Origin of the sequence: Actinophytocola algeriensis (assembly GCF_014203735.1) — a bacterium.
Lineage (GTDB): Bacteria > Actinomycetota > Actinomycetes > Mycobacteriales > Pseudonocardiaceae > Actinophytocola > Actinophytocola algeriensis.
The window spans coordinates 280,414-300,530 of the sequence record NZ_JACHJQ010000005.1 but is presented as its reverse complement, the minus strand read 5'-3'; the positions used below and the strand labels follow the sequence as shown (position 1 = coordinate 300,530).

Annotated in this window: 19 protein-coding genes; 8 read left to right on the top strand and 11 right to left on the bottom strand. The window is 70.8% G+C overall.

All coding sequences use genetic code 11. The annotated features are described in order from the left end of the window. Positions 1 to 137 precede the first annotated feature (137 nt). The 3 genes from FHR82_RS23970 (at position 138) to FHR82_RS23960 (ending at position 4,075) form a co-directional block, all read left to right on the top strand. Entirely contained in the window at positions 138 to 2,120 is a 1,983-nt protein-coding gene (locus tag FHR82_RS23970) for an oxidoreductase (RefSeq protein WP_184812762.1), read from the top strand. 44 nt (positions 2,121 to 2,164) lie between these two features. Beyond that, positions 2,165 to 2,911 carry an IclR family transcriptional regulator gene (locus FHR82_RS23965; protein ID WP_184812761.1) on the top strand — a complete coding sequence of 249 codons (747 nt, stop codon included), beginning with the start codon at positions 2,165 to 2,167 and terminating at the stop codon, positions 2,909 to 2,911. Positions 2,912 to 3,058: 147 nt separating this feature from the next. After that, positions 3,059 to 4,075 carry a Gfo/Idh/MocA family protein gene (locus FHR82_RS23960; protein WP_184812760.1) on the top strand — a complete coding sequence of 339 codons (1,017 nt, stop codon included), beginning with the start codon at positions 3,059 to 3,061 and terminating at the stop codon, positions 4,073 to 4,075. Positions 4,076 to 4,110: 35 nt separating this feature from the next. Here the strand turns inward: FHR82_RS23960 and FHR82_RS23955 are convergent, their stop codons facing one another. Both FHR82_RS23955 and FHR82_RS23950 read right to left on the bottom strand, forming a co-directional pair. Next, the gene (locus FHR82_RS23955; protein ID WP_184813330.1) at positions 4,111 to 4,443 is read right to left on the bottom strand and encodes a MerR family transcriptional regulator; all 333 of its coding nucleotides are present in this window, start codon (positions 4,441 to 4,443) and stop codon (positions 4,111 to 4,113) included. 684 nt (positions 4,444 to 5,127) lie between these two features. Continuing rightward, entirely contained in the window at positions 5,128 to 5,700 is a 573-nt protein-coding gene (locus FHR82_RS23950) for a hypothetical protein (protein WP_184812759.1), read from the bottom strand. A 375-nt stretch (positions 5,701 to 6,075) separates the two neighbouring features. Between FHR82_RS23950 and FHR82_RS23945 the strand changes: the two genes are divergently transcribed. Further along, positions 6,076 to 6,900: a phytanoyl-CoA dioxygenase family protein gene (locus FHR82_RS23945; RefSeq protein WP_184812758.1), complete on the top strand. Its 825-nt coding sequence runs from the start codon at positions 6,076 to 6,078 to the stop codon at positions 6,898 to 6,900. A gap of 102 nt (positions 6,901 to 7,002) precedes the next feature. On the opposite strand, the gene FHR82_RS23940 is transcribed toward FHR82_RS23945, so the two are convergent. Beyond that, a complete protein-coding gene (locus FHR82_RS23940; RefSeq protein WP_184812757.1) occupies positions 7,003 to 7,764 on the bottom strand; it encodes an endonuclease/exonuclease/phosphatase family protein in 762 nt (253 codons plus the stop codon). A gap of 208 nt (positions 7,765 to 7,972) precedes the next feature. Between FHR82_RS23940 and FHR82_RS23935 the strand changes: the two genes are divergently transcribed. Next, the gene (locus FHR82_RS23935; RefSeq protein ID WP_184812756.1) at positions 7,973 to 8,542 is read left to right on the top strand and encodes a TetR/AcrR family transcriptional regulator; all 570 of its coding nucleotides are present in this window, start codon (positions 7,973 to 7,975) and stop codon (positions 8,540 to 8,542) included. Positions 8,543 to 8,557: 15 nt separating this feature from the next. Here FHR82_RS23935 and FHR82_RS46365 read toward each other — a convergent pair whose 3' ends face one another. After that, positions 8,558 to 8,926 carry an SGNH/GDSL hydrolase family protein gene (locus tag FHR82_RS46365; RefSeq protein WP_225943883.1) on the bottom strand — a complete coding sequence of 123 codons (369 nt, stop codon included), beginning with the start codon at positions 8,924 to 8,926 and terminating at the stop codon, positions 8,558 to 8,560. A gap of 497 nt (positions 8,927 to 9,423) precedes the next feature. Between FHR82_RS46365 and FHR82_RS23925 the strand changes: the two genes are divergently transcribed. The 3 genes from FHR82_RS23925 to FHR82_RS23915 are packed head-to-tail and all read left to right on the top strand — an operon-like array spanning position 9,424 to position 11,974. Beyond that, the gene (locus tag FHR82_RS23925) at positions 9,424 to 10,098 is read left to right on the top strand and encodes a response regulator (RefSeq protein ID WP_184812755.1); all 675 of its coding nucleotides are present in this window, start codon (positions 9,424 to 9,426) and stop codon (positions 10,096 to 10,098) included. Continuing rightward, positions 10,095 to 11,504, top strand: coding sequence for an ATP-binding protein (locus FHR82_RS23920; RefSeq protein WP_184812754.1), 1,410 nt, complete (start codon positions 10,095 to 10,097; stop codon positions 11,502 to 11,504). The genes FHR82_RS23925 and FHR82_RS23920 overlap by 4 nt, the downstream gene beginning before the upstream one ends. Then, positions 11,501 to 11,974 (top strand): hypothetical protein, encoded by a 474-nt coding sequence (locus tag FHR82_RS23915; protein WP_184812753.1) that lies wholly within the window; start codon positions 11,501 to 11,503, stop codon positions 11,972 to 11,974. Before FHR82_RS23920 ends, FHR82_RS23915 begins: the two co-directional genes overlap by 4 nt. Here the strand turns inward: FHR82_RS23915 and FHR82_RS23910 are convergent, their stop codons facing one another. From FHR82_RS23910 to katG, 7 genes are all read right to left on the bottom strand, one after another. Next, positions 11,975 to 13,168, bottom strand: coding sequence for an acyltransferase family protein (locus tag FHR82_RS23910; RefSeq protein ID WP_184812752.1), 1,194 nt, complete (start codon positions 13,166 to 13,168; stop codon positions 11,975 to 11,977). Positions 13,169 to 13,335: 167 nt separating this feature from the next. Continuing rightward, complete coding sequence (locus FHR82_RS23905) at positions 13,336 to 13,578, bottom strand: acyl carrier protein (RefSeq protein WP_184812751.1); 243 nt, start codon at positions 13,576 to 13,578, stop codon at positions 13,336 to 13,338. Between the two features lie 101 nt (positions 13,579 to 13,679). Beyond that, positions 13,680 to 15,452, bottom strand: coding sequence for an aa3-type cytochrome oxidase subunit I (gene ctaD / locus FHR82_RS23900; protein WP_184812750.1), 1,773 nt, complete (start codon positions 15,450 to 15,452; stop codon positions 13,680 to 13,682). 81 nt (positions 15,453 to 15,533) lie between these two features. After that, the gene (locus FHR82_RS47580; RefSeq protein ID WP_318784832.1) at positions 15,534 to 16,691 is read right to left on the bottom strand and encodes a zinc-dependent alcohol dehydrogenase; all 1,158 of its coding nucleotides are present in this window, start codon (positions 16,689 to 16,691) and stop codon (positions 15,534 to 15,536) included. A gap of 20 nt (positions 16,692 to 16,711) precedes the next feature. Continuing rightward, positions 16,712 to 17,158, bottom strand: coding sequence for a hypothetical protein (locus FHR82_RS23890; protein ID WP_184812748.1), 447 nt, complete (start codon positions 17,156 to 17,158; stop codon positions 16,712 to 16,714). Further along, complete coding sequence (locus FHR82_RS23885) at positions 17,155 to 17,604, bottom strand: DUF4383 domain-containing protein (RefSeq protein WP_184812747.1); 450 nt, start codon at positions 17,602 to 17,604, stop codon at positions 17,155 to 17,157. The genes FHR82_RS23890 and FHR82_RS23885 overlap by 4 nt, the downstream gene beginning before the upstream one ends. Before the next feature lie 229 nt (positions 17,605 to 17,833). Further along, positions 17,834 to 20,104, bottom strand: a complete 2,271-nt coding sequence (katG, locus tag FHR82_RS23880; protein ID WP_184812746.1) for a catalase/peroxidase HPI — start codon at positions 20,102 to 20,104, stop codon at positions 17,834 to 17,836. Between the last annotated feature and the right edge of the window lie 13 nt (positions 20,105 to 20,117).

Genomic DNA, 20,117 nt, shown 5'->3' with positions numbered 1-20,117 from the left:
AGGGGGTGTTCCGTTCAGCGGGAAACGGTGATTAAGTTGTTCCAGATTTGACGCGCCTTCGGATGCCCTGTCAACCCCCGTGACCGAAAGAAACACGCCCGTGACGCGCGTCGGCCCCGAACGATGAGGGAGTGGCGATGGCTACGCCAGGTGATCTGCACGAGCCGGTGCGCGCGGGCAGGCTCGAGCTGCGCAACCGGATCGTCATGCCGGCACACACGACGAACTTCGCGGTGGACGGCGGTTTTTCGGCGCGGCACCGCGCCTACCACCGCGCACGGGCGGCCGGCGGCGCCGGGCTGATCATCACCGAGGGTATGCGGGTGCACGCGACGAGCCTCGGCCGTACCAACACGGTGTCGGCGGCAGAGGACGGCATCGCCGCGTCGCTGGGGCAGCTCGTCGAGACCGTGCACGGCGAAGGCGCGAAGCTCGCCGCGCAACTGCTGCACGTCGGCAGGCAGGCGGGCAGCCACCTCGTGCTCACCGCGCCGTGGGGCGCCTCGCCGATCCCGTGGTCGCCGACCGCCGCCGTGCCGCACCAGATGACCACCGAGGAGATCGCGACGGTCGTCGCCGCGTTCGGTGCGGCGGCCACCCGGGTCGCCGCCGCCGGGGTCGACGCGGTCGAGGTCCACCTCGGACACGGCCACCTGTTGCAGCAGTTCCTGTCCCCCGCCAGCAACCACCGCACCGACGACTACGGCGGAACGCTGCCGAACCGCCTGCGGTTCGCGCGCGAGGCGCTCGACGCGGTGACCACCGCGGCGCCCGACCTGCCGGTGATCCTGCGGATCAGCGGGGACGAGTTCCTGCCCGGCGGGCTCGACCTCGGCCAGATGCTCGAGGCGATGCGCGTGCTCCTCGCCGACCACGCCGTGGACCTGTTGCACGTCAGCCACTCCGCCTACGTCGCCACGGCGAGCGTCGCGACGCAGATGGCGGACATGAGCTTCCCGCCGCTGCCGTTCCGGCACCTGCCGAAGGCGTTCAAGAAGGAGTTCCCCGGCCTCGCCGTGCTCGCGGTCGGCCGGGTCGACGACCTCGACAACGCCCGCGCGCTCGTCGCCGACGGCGACGCGGACCTGGTCGCGCTGGCCCGGCCGCACATCGCCGTGCCGGACCTCGTGGCCCGCGACCGCGACGGCGACACCACCCCCGTGCGCGAGTGCATCGCCTGCAACCAGGGCTGTGCCGGGAGGTTGGAGCTCGGGCTGCCGATCAGCTGCGTCGTCAACCCGGAAGCCGGGCTCGAACGCGAGTGGGCCGCGCTGCGCACCGCGGCACAGGCGGGACCGGACCTGCGCGTACTCGTCGTCGGCGGTGGCCCGGCCGGGATGGAGGCCGCGCTGTCCGCCGCGTCGGCCGGGCACCGGGTCACGCTCGTGGAGGCGGAGCGGGAACTCGGTGGGGCGCTGCGGTTCGCGGCCCGGCTGCCGATGCGGGCCCGGTTCGGGCAGTACGTCGACCAGCTCGCCGTGTCGGTGCGGCACGCGGGGGTGGAGATCCGGCTCGGCACCCGCGCCGACGCCGCGCTCCTCGCGGGCGGCTGGGACCACGTCGTCGTCGCCACCGGCGCCCGCGACACGGCCGCACCCGCCGACTCCGCGTTCCCCGCGATCCCGTTGCGGCAGGCCGTCGCCGCGCCGGAGTCGACCGGGGCACACGTGGTGCTCGTCGACGAGGACGGCACCACCACCGCGCTCGCGCTCGCCGACCTGCTGCTGTCGCTGGGACGCAGGGTCACGCTCGTCACCGACCGCGCGGCGCTGTCGTGGCGGGTACCGGTCTACTCCCGCCCCGCGCTGCTGGACCGGTTGCGGGACAGGGGTTTCGGCGCGGTGCTGATGCGCACGCCGGTGCGGATGTCCGATGGCGCCTTCGTCTGCGCCGACCCGCTCTCCCGGCAGGAGCAACGGATCGCGGACGTCACCACGGTCGTCTTCGTCCGCACACCGGCGGCCGCGGCCGTCCATGCGGACTGCGACACGGTCGTCGGCGATGCCTACGCTCCCCGCACCGCGCTGGAGGCCGCGTTCGAAGGCCGCCTCGCCGGCCTGGCCGCGGCGCGGACAGCCGAGGTGCGTGCGGCGCAAACAGCGCTGCGGGGGCGGTTGTGAGCCCTGTGAGCGCTTCGAGCGGTACGAGTCGTAAGGTGACGGGCATGCAGTCGGTTGACCGGGTCACCGCGGTGCTGATGTGCTTCACGGACGGGGAACCGGAGCTGGGGGTCACCGACATCGCGCAACGCCTGGAACTGCCCAAGAGCGCGGTGCACCGGCTGCTGGAGGCGCTGACCAGGTCGGGGATGACGGCCCGTGAGCACGAGCGCGGCAAGTACCGCCTCGGGCCGCGCGCCACCGAGCTGAGCCTGGCCGCGCTCGGCACCGTCGACGTCCGATCCCTTGCGCTGCCGGTCATGGAGGAACTGCGCGACACCACCGGCGAGACCGTGACGCTGAGCTTCGTGATCGGCAACCAGCGCATCTACGTCGCACAGGTCGAGAGCAGGCAGGACGTGCGGATGACCGTCGAGGTCGGCCGCCGCGCGCCGCTCTACGCCGGCGCGTCGGGGCGCGCGATCCTCATGACGTTCGCCGACGCCGAGCTCGACCACTACCTGTCGGCCGTCGCGCTCACCCCGCTGACCGACAGGACCCTGCACGACCGGGCGTCGCTGGAGGAGGTGCTCACCGCCGACCGGCTGCGTGGCTACACCGACAGCTCCGGCGAGCGTGACCCGTACGCCGCCGCCGTCGCGGCCCCCATCGTCGGCCGCAGCACCAGGGCGTTCGCCTGCTTCAGCGTGTGCGGGCCGAGGGACCGCCTCGACGACGCGGCCCGCGACCGGTGCGGCCCGCTGGCGGTCGCGGCGGCGAACCGGCTCACGGAGCTGCTCCGCGGCAGCTGAGCCCGCGCGGCCACACCAGGCAACCATCCTTTGTGGACTGTGCCGCCCGCGACGTCCGCACCACCGCGGAGCACTGTCCTGAGAGGTCCACCATCACCCGACAGGAACCGACTTGCCCGCGCCCCCCGGGCCTGACAGGTTCCTCACATGCGACCACTGCGAACCGCCGTCATCGGTTTCGGCACCGCCGGGCGGGTGTTCCACGCCCCCTTCGTCGACGCCAGCCCGGACTACGAACTGGCCGCGGTCATGACGGGCAACGAGCACCGCCGCGCCGAGGTGCGCACGAGGTATCCCGGCACGGAGGTCGTGGCCGGTGTGGACGCGCTGCTCGACCGCGAGCTGGACCTCGTGGTCATCGGGTCGCCGCCGGAGTCCCATGCGGAGCTGGCGCACACGTTCCTCGACGCGGGTGTCGCGGTCGTGGTCGACAAGCCGTTCACCGTCACCTCGGCACAGGGGCGCGAGCTCGTCGAGAAGGCCGGCCGCCTCGGCGTGCCGTTGACGGTGTTCCAGAACCGCCGGTGGGACGGGGACTTCCGCACGGTGCGGCGGTTGCTGGCCGACGGCGCGCTGGGCACGGTGTGGCGCTTCGAGTCCAGGTTCGAGTGGTGGAAACCGGACCGCGGTTCGTCGTGGAAGACCGGGACCCCCGCGGCCGAGGGCGGCGGCATCCTGTACGACCTCGGCACCCACGTCATCGACCAGGCACTCCGCCTGTTCGGCGACGCGGTCCCGGCGTACCACGAACTGTTCACCCGCGGCCGGGGCGGCGCGGCCCCCGACGACGCCTTCGTTGTCCTGGAACACGACACCGGCGTCGTCTCGCACCTGTGGATGAACGGCCTGGCCGCGCGGACCGGGCCCCGGTTCCGGGTGCTCGGTTCGCGGGCCGGGTTCACCAAGCACGGCCTGGACCCGCAGGAAGCCGCGCTCCGGGACAACGCCCGACCCACCGACGAGGGCTTCGGGCACGAGCCGGAACCCGCATGGGGCACGCTGGGACTCGACGGCGCGACCGAGGCGGTGCCGACCGAACCGGGTCGGTACGCGGAGTTCTACGCACTGCTGGCGACGGCATTGCGCGACAGCACACCGATGCCCGTCGACCCGGCCGACTCAGTGCGGGTCATCGAACTGATCGAGCAGATCCTCCTGGCGTGACCAGGCCGCGCGGTCCTCACGGGCCGCGCGGGGTGTCAGTCGGATTGGCGCAGTTCGGCGTTGAGCCGTTGCGCCTCGTGGAGCTGGTCTTCGAGGTTGACGATGCGGCACGCGGCGTCCAGGCCGGTGCCCTGGTCGACGAGTTCGCGCACCCGGGCGGCGATGCGCAGCTGGTGGCGGGAGTAGCGGCGGTGACCGCCGGAGGAGCGTTGCGGCTCGATCAGTTTCGCTTCGTCGAGGCTGCGCAGGAAACCTGCCGTGGTGTCGAGCATCTCCGCGGCCCGGCCCATCGTGTAGGCGGGGTAGTGCTCGTCGTCGAACTTGTCGGCCGCGCCCGGGGCGGCCGAGTCGCGGGAATCAGGGATCAAAGTCACCTCACCGTCACAGGGGGCCCCGGTGCTGCAGCACCGGGGCCCCTGGGTTTGGGTTTTCATCATGTCCCGATCGTGAGACCGGGTTGTGGTACCCACGTGCGCCCGATGGGCAGGCATCGCGGGGATCGCTTGTACCTAACCGAGCACCACCTACCAATCTGATGGGACTGAGGTACCCGCCCGGCCGAACGTGGCCAGGGCGGCCGATCCAATGAAGCGACCCATCCCCTTTCTCGTGCGTCATCCACTCATCTCGTACCACTGCGGGTGTCACCTGCCGGAACCCCTTACTCAGACCGGCCCCAGCACGCATGACACCTCGCTGGCAGTCGGGGTCGGAACCACTTCTCGTGACGGGTTCCGACCCCGACCAGCCGTTCTACTCACTCACCTACCGCGTGAGCGCAACTACTCCGCCCACGTCCTGCTGGGTACATCCTCGGGACCGGGTACTACCTCTAGCACTCTTTCGACCACCGGTCCCGGCCTTGTCTCACTTCGCGGGTAGTTCCGTCATCTCCCGCGCCGGATCGACGTTGTCTCATTGCCTACGACGACAATGCTACCCACACCGATCAGACAATGTCTACTCCAGCCACCACAGATTTTCTGCCGGGCCCGCGAGCACGCGCGCGCCGGCCCCGGACGAGCCGAGGAGTGGCGCGCGGGCGGGCAGGACTACCGGTGCGGGCCGGCAGCGCCCGGCGTGTCGAGACGCAGGAAGCCGGCGGTGTGCAGTCGCCGGGTGGCGGCTTCGTCGATGCTGATCCTCCTGAGCGAGCCAGGGGAAATCCCCCCGCTCGCGACCACGGCGGCGAGGAACAGCGGGAACAGCAGGGTGCGTACGAGCATGGCCCAGCAGGCCGCGGCGCCGACCCTGGTGCCGTTCTTGACACGGACGAGCCGGGTTCCGGTGAGCGTCCCGCCGAGCGCGCGGCCGTTGCGGAGGAACAGGCCGTACAGGATCGGCACCCCGATCAGCAGACCGATCATGGTCAGCGCCGCCACACCGTCGGAGACCTCGGGGTAGGCGACGACGAGCGCGACGAACCCAGCGACCGCGCAGAGCGCGTACACCATGAAGTCGGCGAGCCACGAGAACAGCCCCGCCCACGCGCCGGCTCTGATGTAGAAGGTCCCGTCCTCGAACGTGTCGAGTCGTTTCGCGATCCCGGGACCGACCGCACCTTCGATGTGCTGCTTGGCGATGTCCATCGGGGTCAGCGGCCGACCTGCTGATCGCGTTGTCATGGTTCCTCTGCTTGCCGAGTGCCGACAGGTGAGCGGCTACACCGTCGCGACGAGGTAACCGGCCCGGTCCAGCGCCACGTGGATGATGCCGGAGTTGTGTACTGATTGAACCCGCAGTGGCGTCCGGCCTCGTCGGAGCCCCAGCCGAGTGCGGTCGTCGCGAGGTTCGCGGCGGTCTGCCCCCGGCCGGCTCCGCGAAGAGAGCAGACGGGTTCCCGACACGCTAGGGGCCGCCACTGGCCACGCGCTGCCCGTACCGCACCCGTACCTCCCGGGCCGCGCACGAGCCGCGGGCGCGGTGACGCGCGGCGGGCGAGAAGGCGGCGTGACTATCGTGGGCCGGGACAGCGACGTCACGATCCGCGGGGAGGACCGATGGCAGGCGACGTGGCCGGGCCCAGTGCGCAGGAGATCGAGCAGCTTCACACCGACGGCATCGTCGGCAGGCGGTCGGCGTTCTCGCCGGAATGGGCCGACCGGCTCGGCGAGGACATCATGACGATCTTCCAGGAGTCTCTCGAGCTGCCGGGGGCGGCCGTCGGGCGCGGACCGAACCGGTACTACGTCGAGATCCACCCCGAGCGGCTCCGCGGCTTCCTGGAGCTGGTCACGCACCCGTGGGTCACGGGGATCTGCGAGAAGGTGCTCGGCGCCGAGTACCAGTTCGTCGAGGTCGGCTTCGACGTTCCGCTGCCGGGCGCGGAGAACCAGCCGTGGCACCGCGACTTCCCGTCACCGCCCGAGACGGTCCGCGACCACAAGCTCACCTCGCTCGCGTTCAACCTCACGACGGTCGACGTCACCCCCGAGATGGGTCCGTTCGAGATCGCACCGGGCACGCAGTGGGACGACAGCCCCGAATTCGAGCACGGCATGTTCCCGCCACGGAGCCACTGGCCGCGGTACGAGGCGCTCGGCCGCAGCAGGCTCACCCGCCGCGGCGACATCTCCGCCCGCAGCGCACTCACCATCCACCGCGGCACCGCCAACCGGTCGGACACCCCACGCCCCACACTCGTGCTCGGCGTCGACGCCCCCGGCGCGGGCAACGACGAACGCCACGACCTGATGGTCACCCGCGACTACCACCGCGAACTGCCCGAGACCCTGCTGGCGCACTTCCCGTGCCGCGTCGTCGACCGGCTCGAGCCCATCGAACAGCAGCACACGATCGAAGGGCTGGTGATGGGCGCACCCTGACCGTGCGGTGACACACCGACACGGCCGGGCGGAACGCCCACGACGCGCAGGCCTCAGGCGGCGGGGGTGGCGAGCCACCCCCGCCGCCTGAGTCGCGTGGGCTCAGATCGTCGCGAACATCTTGTAGGCGTGGTGGTCCGAACCCCACTTCGGCTCGCGCGTCACCGAGGTGTGCGAGATGGTCGACGGCGCGTACATGTGGTCGATCGGCACTCCGCTCACACCGGCGACCGGCACCCACCGGATCGGGTTCGGCATGGCCATCGCCCGCGCCCGGTTGAAGTCACCGATCACGAAGATGGGCACGCCGGGGTGGTTCTGCTTCAGCCCGGCCACCTTGTCGTGCAGCACCTGGTAGTGCGTGTTCCACCTGGCCTGCCGCTCCGGGTGCCCGCTCCACGCACCGGAGATGAAATGCGTGTTCACCACGATGAACTGCGTTCCGCTCGCGCGGATCGCCAGCCGGACCCAGTTCACGTACCGGGCCGGGGTCACGCCGGCCTCGCCGCCGTGCGTCCGCACGCTGCCCTCGCCGAGCTTCTGGAAGCGGGCGGCACGCCAGGAGATCGGGATGGCCGACGCGGGGGCGCCGCCGCCGAGGTAGTGGTTGTACTCGGCGCCCAGCCGGTTGCGGAGCTTCTGGATCGCGGCCGGACTCTCCACCTCCTGCCAGCCGATCACCCCCGCGAACGGTTCGAAACTGGCGTCCCCGCGGTGCGTGTTGTGCGTGCCGATGGAAATCTCCGCTGCCGCGGCCGACACCCCTCCGCGCTCCTGTCCCGCCGCACCGTCTGCCCACGACACTCCCGCCGATGCCATCACCACCGCGACCGCCGTCGCGAGGACCAGCCTGATCCGTTTCACCGCGCCTCCCTCCGCCGACCGCCCGAACGGCCGGTTCGTGACCTGTTGCCGGAATCCATCGTGATCCAGTGAACTAGCTCCACGACGTCCGGACTGACCCGGCGGGCCACAAGTGCACAGATGGACACGCATCGTGCACGGCGGGCGAGGCCCACGATACCGAACGTTCTATCTGTTACAGTGGCGGTGACGAAACAGGAGGCGACAGGTGTCGGAAGCGCGGTCTCGCCTGCTCATGACGGCGAGCAGGCTGTTCTACCTGGAGGGACTCCACTCGGTCGGCATCGACCGGATCGTCTCCGAGGCGGCCGTCACCCGCGCGACGCTGTACCGGCACTTCCCCAGCAAGGACGACCTGGTGGTCGCCTACCTGACCCACGCGGACGAAGCGATCCGCGCCCAGGTGGCGACCGCCCGCGCGGCAGGGCTCGCCGCGGCCGACACCGTCCGGGCGGTCGCCGAGTCGATCGCGGGCGACATCCAGTCGGCCGGGTTCCGGGGGTGCGCCTTCCTGAACGCGGCAGCGGAGTACCCCGATCCAGCACACCCCGTCCACCAGGCCGTCCTCGCCCACCGGCAGTGGTTCCTCGACACCGTCACCGAACTGCTGGCGCAGACCGGGGAGTCAGCACCCGAGCCCGCGGCGCGACACTTCGTCATGCTCCGGGACGGCGCGATGGTGGCAGGCTGCCTCACCGATCCGGCCCCCGTCCGCGAGACGTTCCTCCTTGGCGTCGAAGGACTCCTGAAGTACCGCGACGCTCAGGCAGGTGCGTAGCACCGGGCTTGGTGGTCAGCACCCCCGGAAACGGGCGTCGGCGGACCAGCCCGTGTTGGCCCAGTCCCGCGGCGCCGCCGGGGTGAACCCGGGGTACCTCTTCGCCAGCTCCCCCAGCAGCCAGTGGGTGAAGCGCGCAGCACCCTGTGGGCAGGTGTGGATGCCGTCGCTGCTCCGGTCGGTCCTGCCGTCGGCGACCTGCCGGTACGTGCTGCCCCACACCGCACCGGCGTCGAGCACGGTGGCCTTGCCCGATGACTCGTCCGCGACGGCGCGGGCGACCTCGGGGGCGCGGTCGAGGTCGGCCATGTGCGGGCGGTAGAAGTCGTCGGGCCTGATGGGTGGCATGGTGACGAAGGCCAGGTCCGCGCCGGCGCCGGTCACCGTGGTCAGCAGCTTCTCGTAGGCGGCCCGCTGTTCCTCCTCGCTGCCCCAGTCGTAGGTGGTGAGCTGGTAGACGACCAGGTCGGGGTCGGCGGAGGTGATCTGCTCCGGCAGCTTCTTCCAGTTCTCCTCGGAGAACGGTCCGACGACGTTCCCGCCGCCGTCGGCGGCCTGTGACTCGAGGTCACGCGACTCGCCTCGAACGCCGCGGCGAGTGGCAGCGCCTCGCCCGCCGCGACGGAGTCGCCGAGGAAGAGCACCGTGGACAGTCCCGGTGCGGCGGTCGTGCCGGGCGCGGCAGGCTCGCCGGAACAGCCGGTGGACAGCAGGAGCAGTCCGGTCATGGCGAGGGCGAGACGTCGTGTGTGGGTCATGGCGCCGACGGTGCCGCCGCCGTGTCCCGGCGCGTCCGCCCGCGTGTCGCAGTCGTGTCGCAGGACCTGCCGCAGGGCCGGTCGCCGTCGGTGCGCGCGGCTCGGCGCGGCCATAATCGGCGCGTGGCGGCGATTCTGCTCATCGAGGACGACCCCCTGGTCCAGCGCGGGCTCCAGCTCGCGCTGCGCAGACACGGTCACGACGTCCGCACCGCGGACACGGGCGAGGACGGGCTGCGCGAGTTCCGTTCGTCCACACCGGACCTCGTGGTGCTCGACCTGATGCTGCCGGGCATCGACGGACTCGAGGTGTGCCGCCAGATCCGGGAGACCGGCGAGGTGCCCGTGATCATGCTGACCGCGCGGGGCGACGACCTCGACGTCGTCGGCGGTCTGGAGGCGGGTGCGGACGACTACGTCGTCAAACCGGCACAGCCCAGCGTGCTCGACGCGCGGATCCGCGCGGTGCTGCGCCGCAGCGACAGCAGCCCCGACGGCGTGCGGGTGCACCGCGACCTGCGGATCTACACGACCTCGCTGACGGTGTCGCGGCGAGGTGAGCCGGTGCCGCTGACGCCGACCGAGCTGCGGCTGCTGCTGACCCTGTCCCGGGCGCCCGGCCGGGTGTTCAGCAGGCAGCAGCTGCTGGAAGTGGTGTGGGAGCACGACTACCTCGGTGACTCCCGGCTGGTCGACAACTGCGTGCAGCGGCTGCGGGCGAAGATCGAGACCAGCCAAGCGGCCCCGGTGTACGTGCAGACCGTGCGCGGGTTCGGCTACCGGTTCGGGCCGGTATGAGGCTGTGGCCACGCGGGCTGCGCGCCCGGCTGCTGGTCGCCTTCGTACTGGTGACCGTGCTCGGCGCGGGCGCGGCGTCGTGGTCGAGTGCCCGGTCGGCGAGCGACGCGCTGGTCGTCACGACACAGCAGCGGATCACCCAGACCATGACCGACCAGATCCGCGCCGTCACGCCCCAGCTGACCTACCCCCCGGACCAGGCCACGCTCGACCGCCTTCGCGCGGCCGTCGGCGTGAACACGCTGGTGACGTACGAGAACCTGCGAGCCGGGGCCGGTGGTGACACCGGACTGGTCACCGCCGCGCTGCGCACCGCGGTGCGCGGCGGCGAGCGGCTCGTCACGCAGCGGATCACCGCCCGCGACAGGCCGTGGCTGCTGATCGGCACACCGATCACCGTCACCGCACCGGACGGCACACAGACACCGTCCGGCATCGAGGTGTACTCCGTGCACGACCTCTCCGGCGTGGAGCAGCGGATCGACGGGCTCACCCGTTCCGCGGTCGTCACCGCCGCGCTGGCGTTGCCGCTGGCGGTGCTGCTCGCGCTGCTGGCCGCGGGAAGCGTGCTGCGCCCGGTGCGGATGCTCCGCGACACCGCGCGCAGGCTGGCGGCCGGGGACATGGACGCGAGGTCGGCGCCGCACGGGGCGGACGAGCTGGCGGAGCTGACCGTCACCGTCAACGAGATGGCCGGGTCGCTGCAGTCCTCGATGGCGGCACTGCGGCAGATGCAGGCCGACGCCAGGAGGTTCGCCGCCGACGTCTCCCACGAGCTGCGCACGCCGCTGAGCACGCTGACCGCTGTGGTGGAGGTGCTGGCGACCACGGCGGACGGGATGGCGCCGGACGCCCGTGAGTCGGCGCGGCTGGCGATCACCGAAACCCACCGCCTGGTCCGGCTCGTCGAGGACCTGATGGAGGTGTCCCGCTTCGACACGGGCACCGCCCGGTCGCACGTGGAGGAGGTCGACGTGGCGGGTGCGGTGCAAGACTGCCTGCGCGCCCGTGGCTGGCTGGAACGCGTCGAGGTGGCGGCACCCGGGGAGGTCCGGCTGCGGGTGGACCGGCGCAGGCTCGACGTCATCGTGGCCAACCTGGTCGGCAACGCGCTGCGGCACGGCGCGCCGCCGGTTCTGGTGCGCGTCGCGGCGTCCCCCGGGCAGGTGCGGCTCGAGGTCACCGACGGCGGGCCCGGCCTGTCCGAGCAGGTGCTGCCGCACGTGTTCGACCGCTTCTACAAGGCCGACATCGCGCGCACCCGCACCCCGGGCAGCGGTCTCGGGTTGGCCATCGCGCTGGAGAACGCCCGGTTGCACGGCGGCGAGCTCACCGCGGGCAACGCGAGCGGCGGCGGTGCGCGGTTCGTGCTGTGGCTGCCACGAAACCCGGAGGTCGCATCGTGAAGTGGGTCTGTGCGGTGGCGGCGGTCCTGCTGCTCGCGGGTTGCGGGGTCCAGTCATCCGGGGTGGGCGACAGCGGTGCGGCGCCGACCGGCGTGGCGCCCGGAGTGACGTTGTACTTCGTCGACCGCCAGGAGCGGCTGCGGCCGCAGCTGCGGGAAACCGGGCGTCTCGGCTCCATCGCCGAGGCCATGTCGTTGCTGCTGACCGGAGTCGGCGACTCGGACCTGCGCACGGAGATCGCGGCCACCGGGACCACGCACGTCGTGGTGACCAGCGCACCCGGCCTGGTCCAGCTCATGGTGCCGGTGACGATCGACGACGTGACTCCGCTCGGCATCGACCAGATCGTGTGCACGGCGCTCGGTGTCCACGTGCAGTCGGGCGGGTCACGCGACACGGAGGTGCAGGTGCGGTTCATCCAGCCGACCGAGGAGTCGGACAAGCGCCGGACCTGCCCGCTGACCGGGTGATCAGCCCAGCCCGTCGATGTCGATGGCAGGCGGCGCGGGGGCGGGCAGCGCCAGCCACAGCGCGGCCAGCGCGGCCATGAGGGCCGCGAACGCGACGAGACCGAGCCGTCCCCGAGCCCAGCCCGCGCGGAACCGGATGGGGTTCTCGACGAGGTGGGTCGACAGCGTGGCGAGGCCGATCGACGCGGCGCACGCCGCGGCTGTCTGCGGCCAGCCGCGCTGTGCGGAGAACAGCACGAACACGGGCCAGTGCCAGAGGTAGAGGCTGTAGGAGATCAGCCCCAGCAGGCGCAACGGCCGCCAGGCGAGGACCCTGGCGACCAGCGCCTCCGGTGTCTGCGCGCACAGACCGATCAGCACCGCGGCGGCCAGCGAGTGCGCGAACAGCCCGCCGGTGAACAACCACCACGAGCCGACCCCGTCGACGAGCAGCCACATCGTGCCGATCCCGGCCGCGGACAACACCAACACCGATCCTGCTCGCCTGCCGACCGCACGGACCAGGGCGGCACGCACCGGCCGGACGGCCACCACGGCGCCCAGCAACAGCGAGAACGCCCGGGTGTCGGTGCCGGTGTAGACCCGGGTGGGGTCCGCCGCGCTGACGAGCGCGACCATCGCCACCAGCGAGACAACGGAAGCCACGGCCGCGACGACCGCGACCCGGCGGTCCACCGAGCGCCTGCCCCTGGCCATGACCAGCACGACCACCGGCCACACCAGGTAGAACTGCTCCTCGACCGCGATGCTCCACAGGTGCTCGAACACCCGGACCGACCCGAACCGGTCCCAGTAGCTCGCCGACTCCGCGATCAGGTGCCAGTTGACCAGGTTCAGCTGCACCCACGGACCGTCTGCCAGCGTCGTGCGCACCATGTCCGGCGGGCCCACCAGCCACACCAGCACCGCCACCACGGCGAGCATGACCGCGAGTGCGGGCACCAGGCGGCGGACTCGCCTGCCCCAGAACGAAACCAGCGACACGCCGCCGGTCGTCTCGACCTCCCGCAGCAGCAGGTCGGTGATGAGGAAGCCGGACAGCGCGAAGAACAGGTCCACCCCGAGGAAGCCGCCGGTCAGGTGTCCACTGTGGAACATCAGCACCGCGAGGATCGCGGCACCCCGCAACCCGTCCAGGGCGGGCAGGCGCGGGCCCGCGACCCGGCGGGCCGCGGCCTGCTGAAGGTCTGTCATGGCCCCGACTGTGCCGCGGCCCCATGGCCGTGCCGTCCCCGCCAGGTCGCAGTCGTGTCGCAACCGCGATCTCGGCCGAGCAGGTGGTCAGGTGCCCGCCGCCGCGGCCGCCGAGTCCACTGTGGCCTGCCGACACCGTCGCGTCGGCAGGCCACGGTGGAGCTGGCTCAGCTGACCGCGGGGCCGGACTCCGCACTGCCGGAAAGCTCCTTGAGGAACTCGTGGCACTGCTTCGCCCTGGCCGAATCCTCCGCCATGACCTTGCGGAAGAACTCGGCGATGTCGTTCCGGTCCGCGTTCTCCGCGTCGCGGACGTACTGGCCGTAGTCGTGCCCGGCCTTGAGTGAGTGGTACTGCACGGAAATGAGGTCGAACGTCACGTCGTCGAAGCCGGTCTCGCCGGTGGCCATCAGATCTCCTTTCGTCGTCCTCCGCTCCCCTGGTACCCCGCTGACGACGGGCCAACCCGGCAGTCGGCGGAGAGTGGGTCTTCGTTCTCTCCTGGGGTTGGTTACTTGCCGCGGGGGTCGGTGTTGTCGTCCTGGTCGTCCGGTTGTGTCGCGGCGGCACCGACTTCGGACGGCGCGGGCAGGCGGCCGCCTTCTCCCTTGGGATGCCCTTGGGATTCCTCACGGAAGCGTTCGACCATGTCCGGGTAGTGGAGCTCGAACGCGGGCCGCTCGGAGCGGATCTTCGGCAGTTCGGTGAAGTTGTGACGCGGGGGCGGGCAGGAGGTCGCCCATTCGAGGGAGTTCCCGAAGCCCCACGGATCGTCCGCATCGGCCCGTTCGCCGAAGCGGTAGCTGCGGAACACGTTCCACAGGAACGGCAGCACCGACGCGCCGAGGATGAACGACCCGATCGTCGAGACCGCGTGCAGGGTGGTGAACTGGTCGGTGTGCAGGTAGTCGGCGTACCGGCGCGGCATGCCCTGAGCGCCCAGCCAGTGGTGGACGAGGAAGGTGGTGTGGAACCCGATGAAGGTCGTCCAGAAGTGCAGGCGGCCCAACGGCTCGTCCAGCATCCGCCCGGTCATCTTCGGGAACCAGAAGTAGATTCCCGCGAACGTGGCGAACACGATCGTGCCGAACAGCACGTAGTGGAAGTGCGCGACCACGAAGTAGGTGTCGTGGACGTGGAAGTCGATGGCCGGCGCGGCGAGCAGCACCCCGGTCAGCCCGCCGAACAGGAACGTCACCATGAACCCGATCGAGAACAACATCGGTGACTCGAAGGTCAGCTGCCCCTTCCACATGGTGCCGATCCAGTTGAAGAACTTGATCCCGGTCGGCACCGCGATCATGAACGACAGGAACGCGAAGAACGGCAGCAGCACCGCGCCGGTGGCGAACATGTGGTGTGCCCACACCGTCATCGACAGCGCCGTGATGGCGATGGTGGCGAACACCAGGCCCTTGTACCCGAACAGGGGTTTTCGGCTGAACACCGGGATGATCTCGCTGACGATGCCGAAGAACGGCAGCGCCACGATGTAGACCTCGGGGTGGCCGAAGAACCAGAACAGGTGCTGCCACAGGATCGACCCGCCCGAGGCCGGGTCGAACACGTGCGCTCCCAGCAACCGGTCGGCGAGCAGCCCGAACAGCGCCGCGGTCAGCACCGGGAACGCGATCAGCACCAGGATGGAGGTGAAGAAGATGTTCCACGTGAAGATCGGCATCCGCCACATCGTCATCCCCGGCGCGCGCAGGCAGATCACCGTCGTCAGCATGTTCACCGCGCCCAGGATCGTGCCCAGGCCGCTGAGGATCAGCCCGATCGTCCACAGGTTCCCGCCCGGTCCCGGTGAGTACTCCATGCGTGACAACGGCGTGTAGGCGAACCAGCCGAAGTCCGCCGCCCCGCCCGGGGTAAGGAACCCGCCGACGGTCACCAGGCCGCCGAACAGGAACAGCCAGTACGACAACGCGTTGAGGCGGGGAAACGCCACGTCCGGCGCGCCGATCTGCAGGGGCAGGATCACGTTGGCGAACCCGAACACCGTCGGTGTCGCGTACAGCAACATCATGATCGTGCCGTGCATGGTGAAGAGCTGGTTGTACTGCTCCGGTGACAGGAACTGCAGGCCAGGATGACCCAGCTCCGCCCGCATCAGCAGCGCCATCACCCCACCGACCAGGAAGAACCCGAACGAGGTGACCAGGTAGAGAGCACCGATCTGCTTGTGGTCGGTGGTCTGGAACACCCGCAGGAACGCCGCGCCCCGGGAAACCCGGGGCGCGGGGGATCCCGGGACCGCTGTCGGTCTGATCGTGATGCTCATGTCCGCACTCCCCTCGCGCGCGCCGCCGAACTCGCACGACGACCACCGGCGGCGCGCCTGCCGAACGCCGGATCCACGGGGTCACGCACTGGCGGCCGGGTCGAAGATCGCCCGGACGCAGCCGTCCTTCTTGTGCTTGAACAGGTCGTAGCCCTTCGCGCCGTCCTCAAGGGACAGTTCGTGGGTGACGAGGTGGGCGGTGCTGATCTCGCCCCTGGCGATGCGGTCGAGCAGCATCGGGATGTAGCGCTGGCCGTGCTGCTGCGCGCCGCGGACGGTCAGGCCCTTGTTGATCACCGCGCCGAGCGGGAACTTGTCGACCAGCCCGCCGAACACGCCGAGGACGAAGACCGTACCGCCCTTGCGGCAGGCGTGGATGGCCTCGCGGACCGCCGTCGGCCGGTCGGACTGCAGCCGCAGCTGTTGCTTCACCTGGTCGTAGACGTGGTGCGGGCCTGCGCTGTGGGCCTCCATGCCGACCGCCTCGACGCACACGTCCGGGCCACGCCCCCCGGTGCGTTCGCGCAGCTCCGCCCCGACGTCGGTGGTGGAGTAGTCGATAGTCTCCGCGCCGATGTACTGCTCGGTCATGGCGAGGCGCTCCGGGATCCGGTCGATCGCGATCACCCGCTCCGCGCCGAGCAACATCGCCGCGCGCGCCGCCATCTGCCCCACCGCGCCGCACCCCCAGACCGCGACGACGTCGCCCGCGGCGACACCGCCGAGGTCCGCGCCCATCCACCCGGTCGGCACCGAGTCGGACGCGAACAGGGCGCTCCGGTCGTCCACCTCGGGCGGCACGGGGAACGCGCCGTGGTCGGCGAAGGGCACCCGGATGTACTCGGCGTGGCTGCCGCGGAAGCCGCCCATCGCGTGGGAGTAGCCGAAGATGCCGCCCGGTTCGTAGCCGTAGGCCATCGACGCGATCCCGGGGTTGGTGTTCGTGTTGTCGCACAGCGACCACAGGTCGTTGCGGCAGTACCAGCACCCGCCGCACCCGATGAACGACGCGACCACCACCCGGTCGCCGACCTTGTGTTTCCGCACGGCGGCGCCGGTCTCCACCACCTCACCGAGGAACTCGTGGCCCAGCACGTCGCCTGCCTGCATGGCCGGGACGTACCCACCGATGAGGTGCAGGTCGGAACCGCACGTCGTGCTGTACCGCACCTTGACGATGACGTCCTGTTCGTTGCGCAGCTCCGGGTCCGGCACGGTCTCCGTGCTCAGCTTGTTCACTCCCTGCCAGCACACCGCTTTCACAGCCGTCCCTCCCCACCCGCCCGGCGCGTGAACAGCCGCACGAGCGCGCCGCCGGGCGTCGGCTTGCCCGTGGTCGGTGGATCCGTCCGGAGCACGTCGCCCGTTTCCAGCAACGACTTGACGTCCCGCAGCGTGCGCCGCACGTCCTGCCGGGGGTCGTGCCCGGCCATCCTCGCGGTCGCCCGGGCCGGTGCCTGCCGGACACGGGCCGCCACCTCGGTGCCCCGCTCGCCAGGAGCCGCCGCGACCCTCGTCTCCACGTCATCGCCGAAAGCGGCGAACGCCTCGGTGAACCGAGGGTCCCCGGCCACCGCGTCCGGTTCGGCGTTCACTGTCACCACAAGCCATCGCGAGGTGTCGTCCTCGTCGGTGTGCCGGCGGAGGACCGCGCCCGAGGCGGCCACCGCCACCCCGAGCACGGCTCCGGCACGCAGCCATCTCATGCTCGTGCTCCCCTGGTGCCGGCGCGGCGCAGCGCCAGGCCCAGACCGACCATGCCGACGCCGAGGAACAGGTGCAGCCAGTTGTCGGCGGTGTTGAGCGGCACGAAGTTGGCCGGGCTGTCGTGGTCGATCACGACTCCGTACAGCCACAGCACCAGGTACACCGCACCGCCACCGATCAGGAACCCGGTCGCACCGGACACCGACCTCGCCAGCGCGAGACCCACGATGCCGAACAACAGGTGCACGATGTTGTGCAGGATCGAGACGTGGAAGACGCCCAGCAACATCGCGGTCGACTCGTGCCCCGCGAAGGTCATCCCGTCGTAGTCCGTCGTGACACCGGGTATGAACCCCGCCACCCCGACGAGCAGGAACACGGCGGCGACCACCATGGCGGCCGTCCGCACCGGGTGGGTCGCGGTGGAAGCTCGGGAATCGGTCATGACGATTTCTCCTTCGTCCGGAGGAAAGTCGTGACACCGACCGCGTGAGAACTCACCGGCCGGGGCCACCTCGCCGCGTGACTACCCACCGCGCCTCCGGGTATGCCACCCAATTCCGATTTGTCCGCCTGGCTCGGCCGCCAGTGGCACCGGAACGCCGGGGCGGCGCCGAAACACAGATGAGCCCGGTCGATCCTGACGGATCGGCCGGGCTCATCGATGAAGCGGGTCAGGCGAGGTCGAACCGGTCGAGCTCCATGACCTTGGTCCACGCCGCGACGAAGTCGGCGACGAACCTTTCCTGGGCGTCCTGGCTGGCGTAGACCTCCGAGAGTGCCCGCAACTGGGAGTTGGAGCCGAAGATGAGGTCGACCGCGGTGGCGGTCCACTTCACCTGGTCGGTCGCCGCGTCGCGGATCTCGTAGACGTTCTCCTCGGTCTCCGACGCCTGCCACCGGGTGCCCGGCGAGAGCAGGTTGGTGAAGAAGTCGCCGGAGAGCACGCCGGGCCGGTCGGTGAGGACACCGTGCGGGGTGCCGCCGACGTTGGCCCCGAGGGAGCGCAGGCCGCCGACGAGCACGGTCATCTCGGGCGCGGTCAGGTCGAGCTGGTACGCGCGGTCGACGAGCAGCACCTCCGGCTGGAGCTTCTCCCCGGCACGCAGGTAGTTGCGGAACCCGTCGGCCTTGGGCTCGAGGACCGAGAACGACTCGACGTCGGTCTGCTCCTGGGTGGCGTCGGTGCGGCCCGGGTGGAACGGCACGGTCACCTCGACGCCCGCGTCGCGGGCCGCCTTCTCGACCGCGGCCGAACCGGCCAGCACGATCAGGTCGGCGAGCGAGATCTGCGCGCCGCCCGCCTCGTTGAACTCCCGCTGGATGCCCTCGAGGGCGTCCACCACGGCCGCGACCGGCTGGTTGACCTCCCAGCCGCGCTGCGGCTCGAGCCGGATCCGGGCGCCGTTGGCGCCGCCGCGCTTGTCGGTGGACCGGAAGCTCGCGGCGGAGGCCCACGCGGTGCTCACCAGCTGGGCGGTCGTGAGGCCGGACTCGAGGACCTTCGCCTTGAGTGCCGCGATGTCGGCGTCACCAACGAGGTCGCCCTCGACGGCGGGCACCGGGTCCTGCCACAGCTGCGGCTCGGCGACCCACGGCCCCAGGAAACGGCTGACCGGGCCCATGTCGCGGTGCAGCAGCTTGTACCAGGCCTTGGCGAAGGCCAGCGCGAACTCGTCCGGGTGCTCGAGGAAGCGGCGCGAGATCTTCTCGTACGCCGGGTCGACGCGCAGCGACAGGTCGGTGGTCAGCATCGTCGGGCGGTGCTTCCGCGACGGGTCGAAGGCGTCCGGGATGATCTCGTCGTCGGTCTTCGCCACCCACTGCTTGGCGCCGCCGGGGCTGGTGGTCAGCTCCCACTCGTAGCCGAAGAGGATCTCGAAGAAGCGGTTGCTCCACGTCGTCGGCACGTCGGTCCACGTCACCTCTAGACCGCTGGTGATCGTGTCCGCGCCCTTGCCGCTGCCGTGGGTGGAGAGCCAGCCGAGCCCCTGCGCCTCCAGCGGGGCCCCCTCGGGCTCCGCGCCGACGTGGCCGTCCGAGACGCCCGCGCCGTGGGTCTTGCCGAAGGTGTGACCACCGGCGATGAGGGCGACGGTCTCCTCGTCGTTCATCGCCATCCGGCGGAACGTCTCCCGGATGAAGTGCGCCGCCTCCTGCGGGTTGGCGTTGCCGCGCGGGCCCTCGGGGTTGACGTAGATGAGGCCCATCTCGGTCGCGCCGACGTCGGGCGACATCTCCGACTCGCTGACGTAGCGCTCGTCACCCAGCCAGGCGTCCTCCGGGCCCCAGATGATCTCCTCCGGCTCCCAGACGTCCTCGCGGCCGAAGCCGAAGCCGAAGGTCTTGAAGCCCATGGACTCCAGTGCGACGTTGCCCGCGAGCACGAGCAGGTCGGCCCACGAGATCTTCTGGCCGTACTTCTGCTTGACCGGCCACAGCAGCCTGCGCGCCTTGTCGAGGTTGGCGTTGTCCGGCCAGCTGTTGAGCGGGGCGAAACGCTGACCGCCGTCGCCCGCGCCGCCGCGGCCGTCGTGGATGCGGTAGGTGCCCGCGGCGTGCCAGCTCATCCGGATCATCAGGCCGCCGTAGTGGCCGAAGTCGGCGGGCCACCAGTCCTGCGACGTGGTGAGCACGTCGCCGATGTCACGCTTGAGCGCCTCGACGTCGAGCGTGGCGAACTCCCTGGCGTAGCTGAAGTTCTCCCCCAGCGGGTTGCTCTTCGACGAGTGGGTGTGCAACACGGAGAGGTCGAGCTGGTTGGGCCACCAGTCCCTGTTCGTGCGCGGACGGCCACCCGTCTTCGGGGTCGGCGAGTCGATCGCCGGGTTCTCGCTCTCACTGCCGTGGGCGGTCACGGAATCGTGCGCGACCGGGCAGCCGGCCGCCGCCTTCTCGTCCACGCCCTGAGCGCTGGACGGGGCATTGTCCTGGGTGGAGCTCATCTACTTCCTTCCG

What these genes read in the sequence shown, in the direction of transcription:
- FHR82_RS23885 (WP_184812747.1), bottom strand. Translation starts at nt 17,604, where the DNA reads ATGACCGATTCCCGAGCTTCCACCGCGACCCACCCGGTGCGGACGGCC.
- FHR82_RS23905 (WP_184812751.1), bottom strand. Translation starts at nt 13,578, where the DNA reads ATGGCCACCGGCGAGACCGGCTTCGACGACGTGACGTTCGACCTCATT.
- FHR82_RS23970 (WP_184812762.1), top strand. Translation starts at nt 138, where the DNA reads ATGGCTACGCCAGGTGATCTGCACGAGCCGGTGCGCGCGGGCAGGCTC.
- FHR82_RS23965 (WP_184812761.1), top strand. Translation starts at nt 2,165, where the DNA reads ATGCAGTCGGTTGACCGGGTCACCGCGGTGCTGATGTGCTTCACGGAC.
- katG (WP_184812746.1), bottom strand. Translation starts at nt 20,104, where the DNA reads ATGAGCTCCACCCAGGACAATGCCCCGTCCAGCGCTCAGGGCGTGGAC.
- FHR82_RS23960 (WP_184812760.1), top strand. Translation starts at nt 3,059, where the DNA reads ATGCGACCACTGCGAACCGCCGTCATCGGTTTCGGCACCGCCGGGCGG.
- FHR82_RS23890 (WP_184812748.1), bottom strand. Translation starts at nt 17,158, where the DNA reads ATGAGATGGCTGCGTGCCGGAGCCGTGCTCGGGGTGGCGGTGGCCGCC.
- FHR82_RS23920 (WP_184812754.1), top strand. Translation starts at nt 10,095, where the DNA reads ATGAGGCTGTGGCCACGCGGGCTGCGCGCCCGGCTGCTGGTCGCCTTC.
- FHR82_RS23910 (WP_184812752.1), bottom strand. Translation starts at nt 13,168, where the DNA reads ATGACAGACCTTCAGCAGGCCGCGGCCCGCCGGGTCGCGGGCCCGCGC.
- ctaD (WP_184812750.1), bottom strand. Translation starts at nt 15,452, where the DNA reads ATGAGCATCACGATCAGACCGACAGCGGTCCCGGGATCCCCCGCGCCC.
- FHR82_RS23950 (WP_184812759.1), bottom strand. Translation starts at nt 5,700, where the DNA reads ATGACAACGCGATCAGCAGGTCGGCCGCTGACCCCGATGGACATCGCC.
- FHR82_RS23945 (WP_184812758.1), top strand. Translation starts at nt 6,076, where the DNA reads ATGGCAGGCGACGTGGCCGGGCCCAGTGCGCAGGAGATCGAGCAGCTT.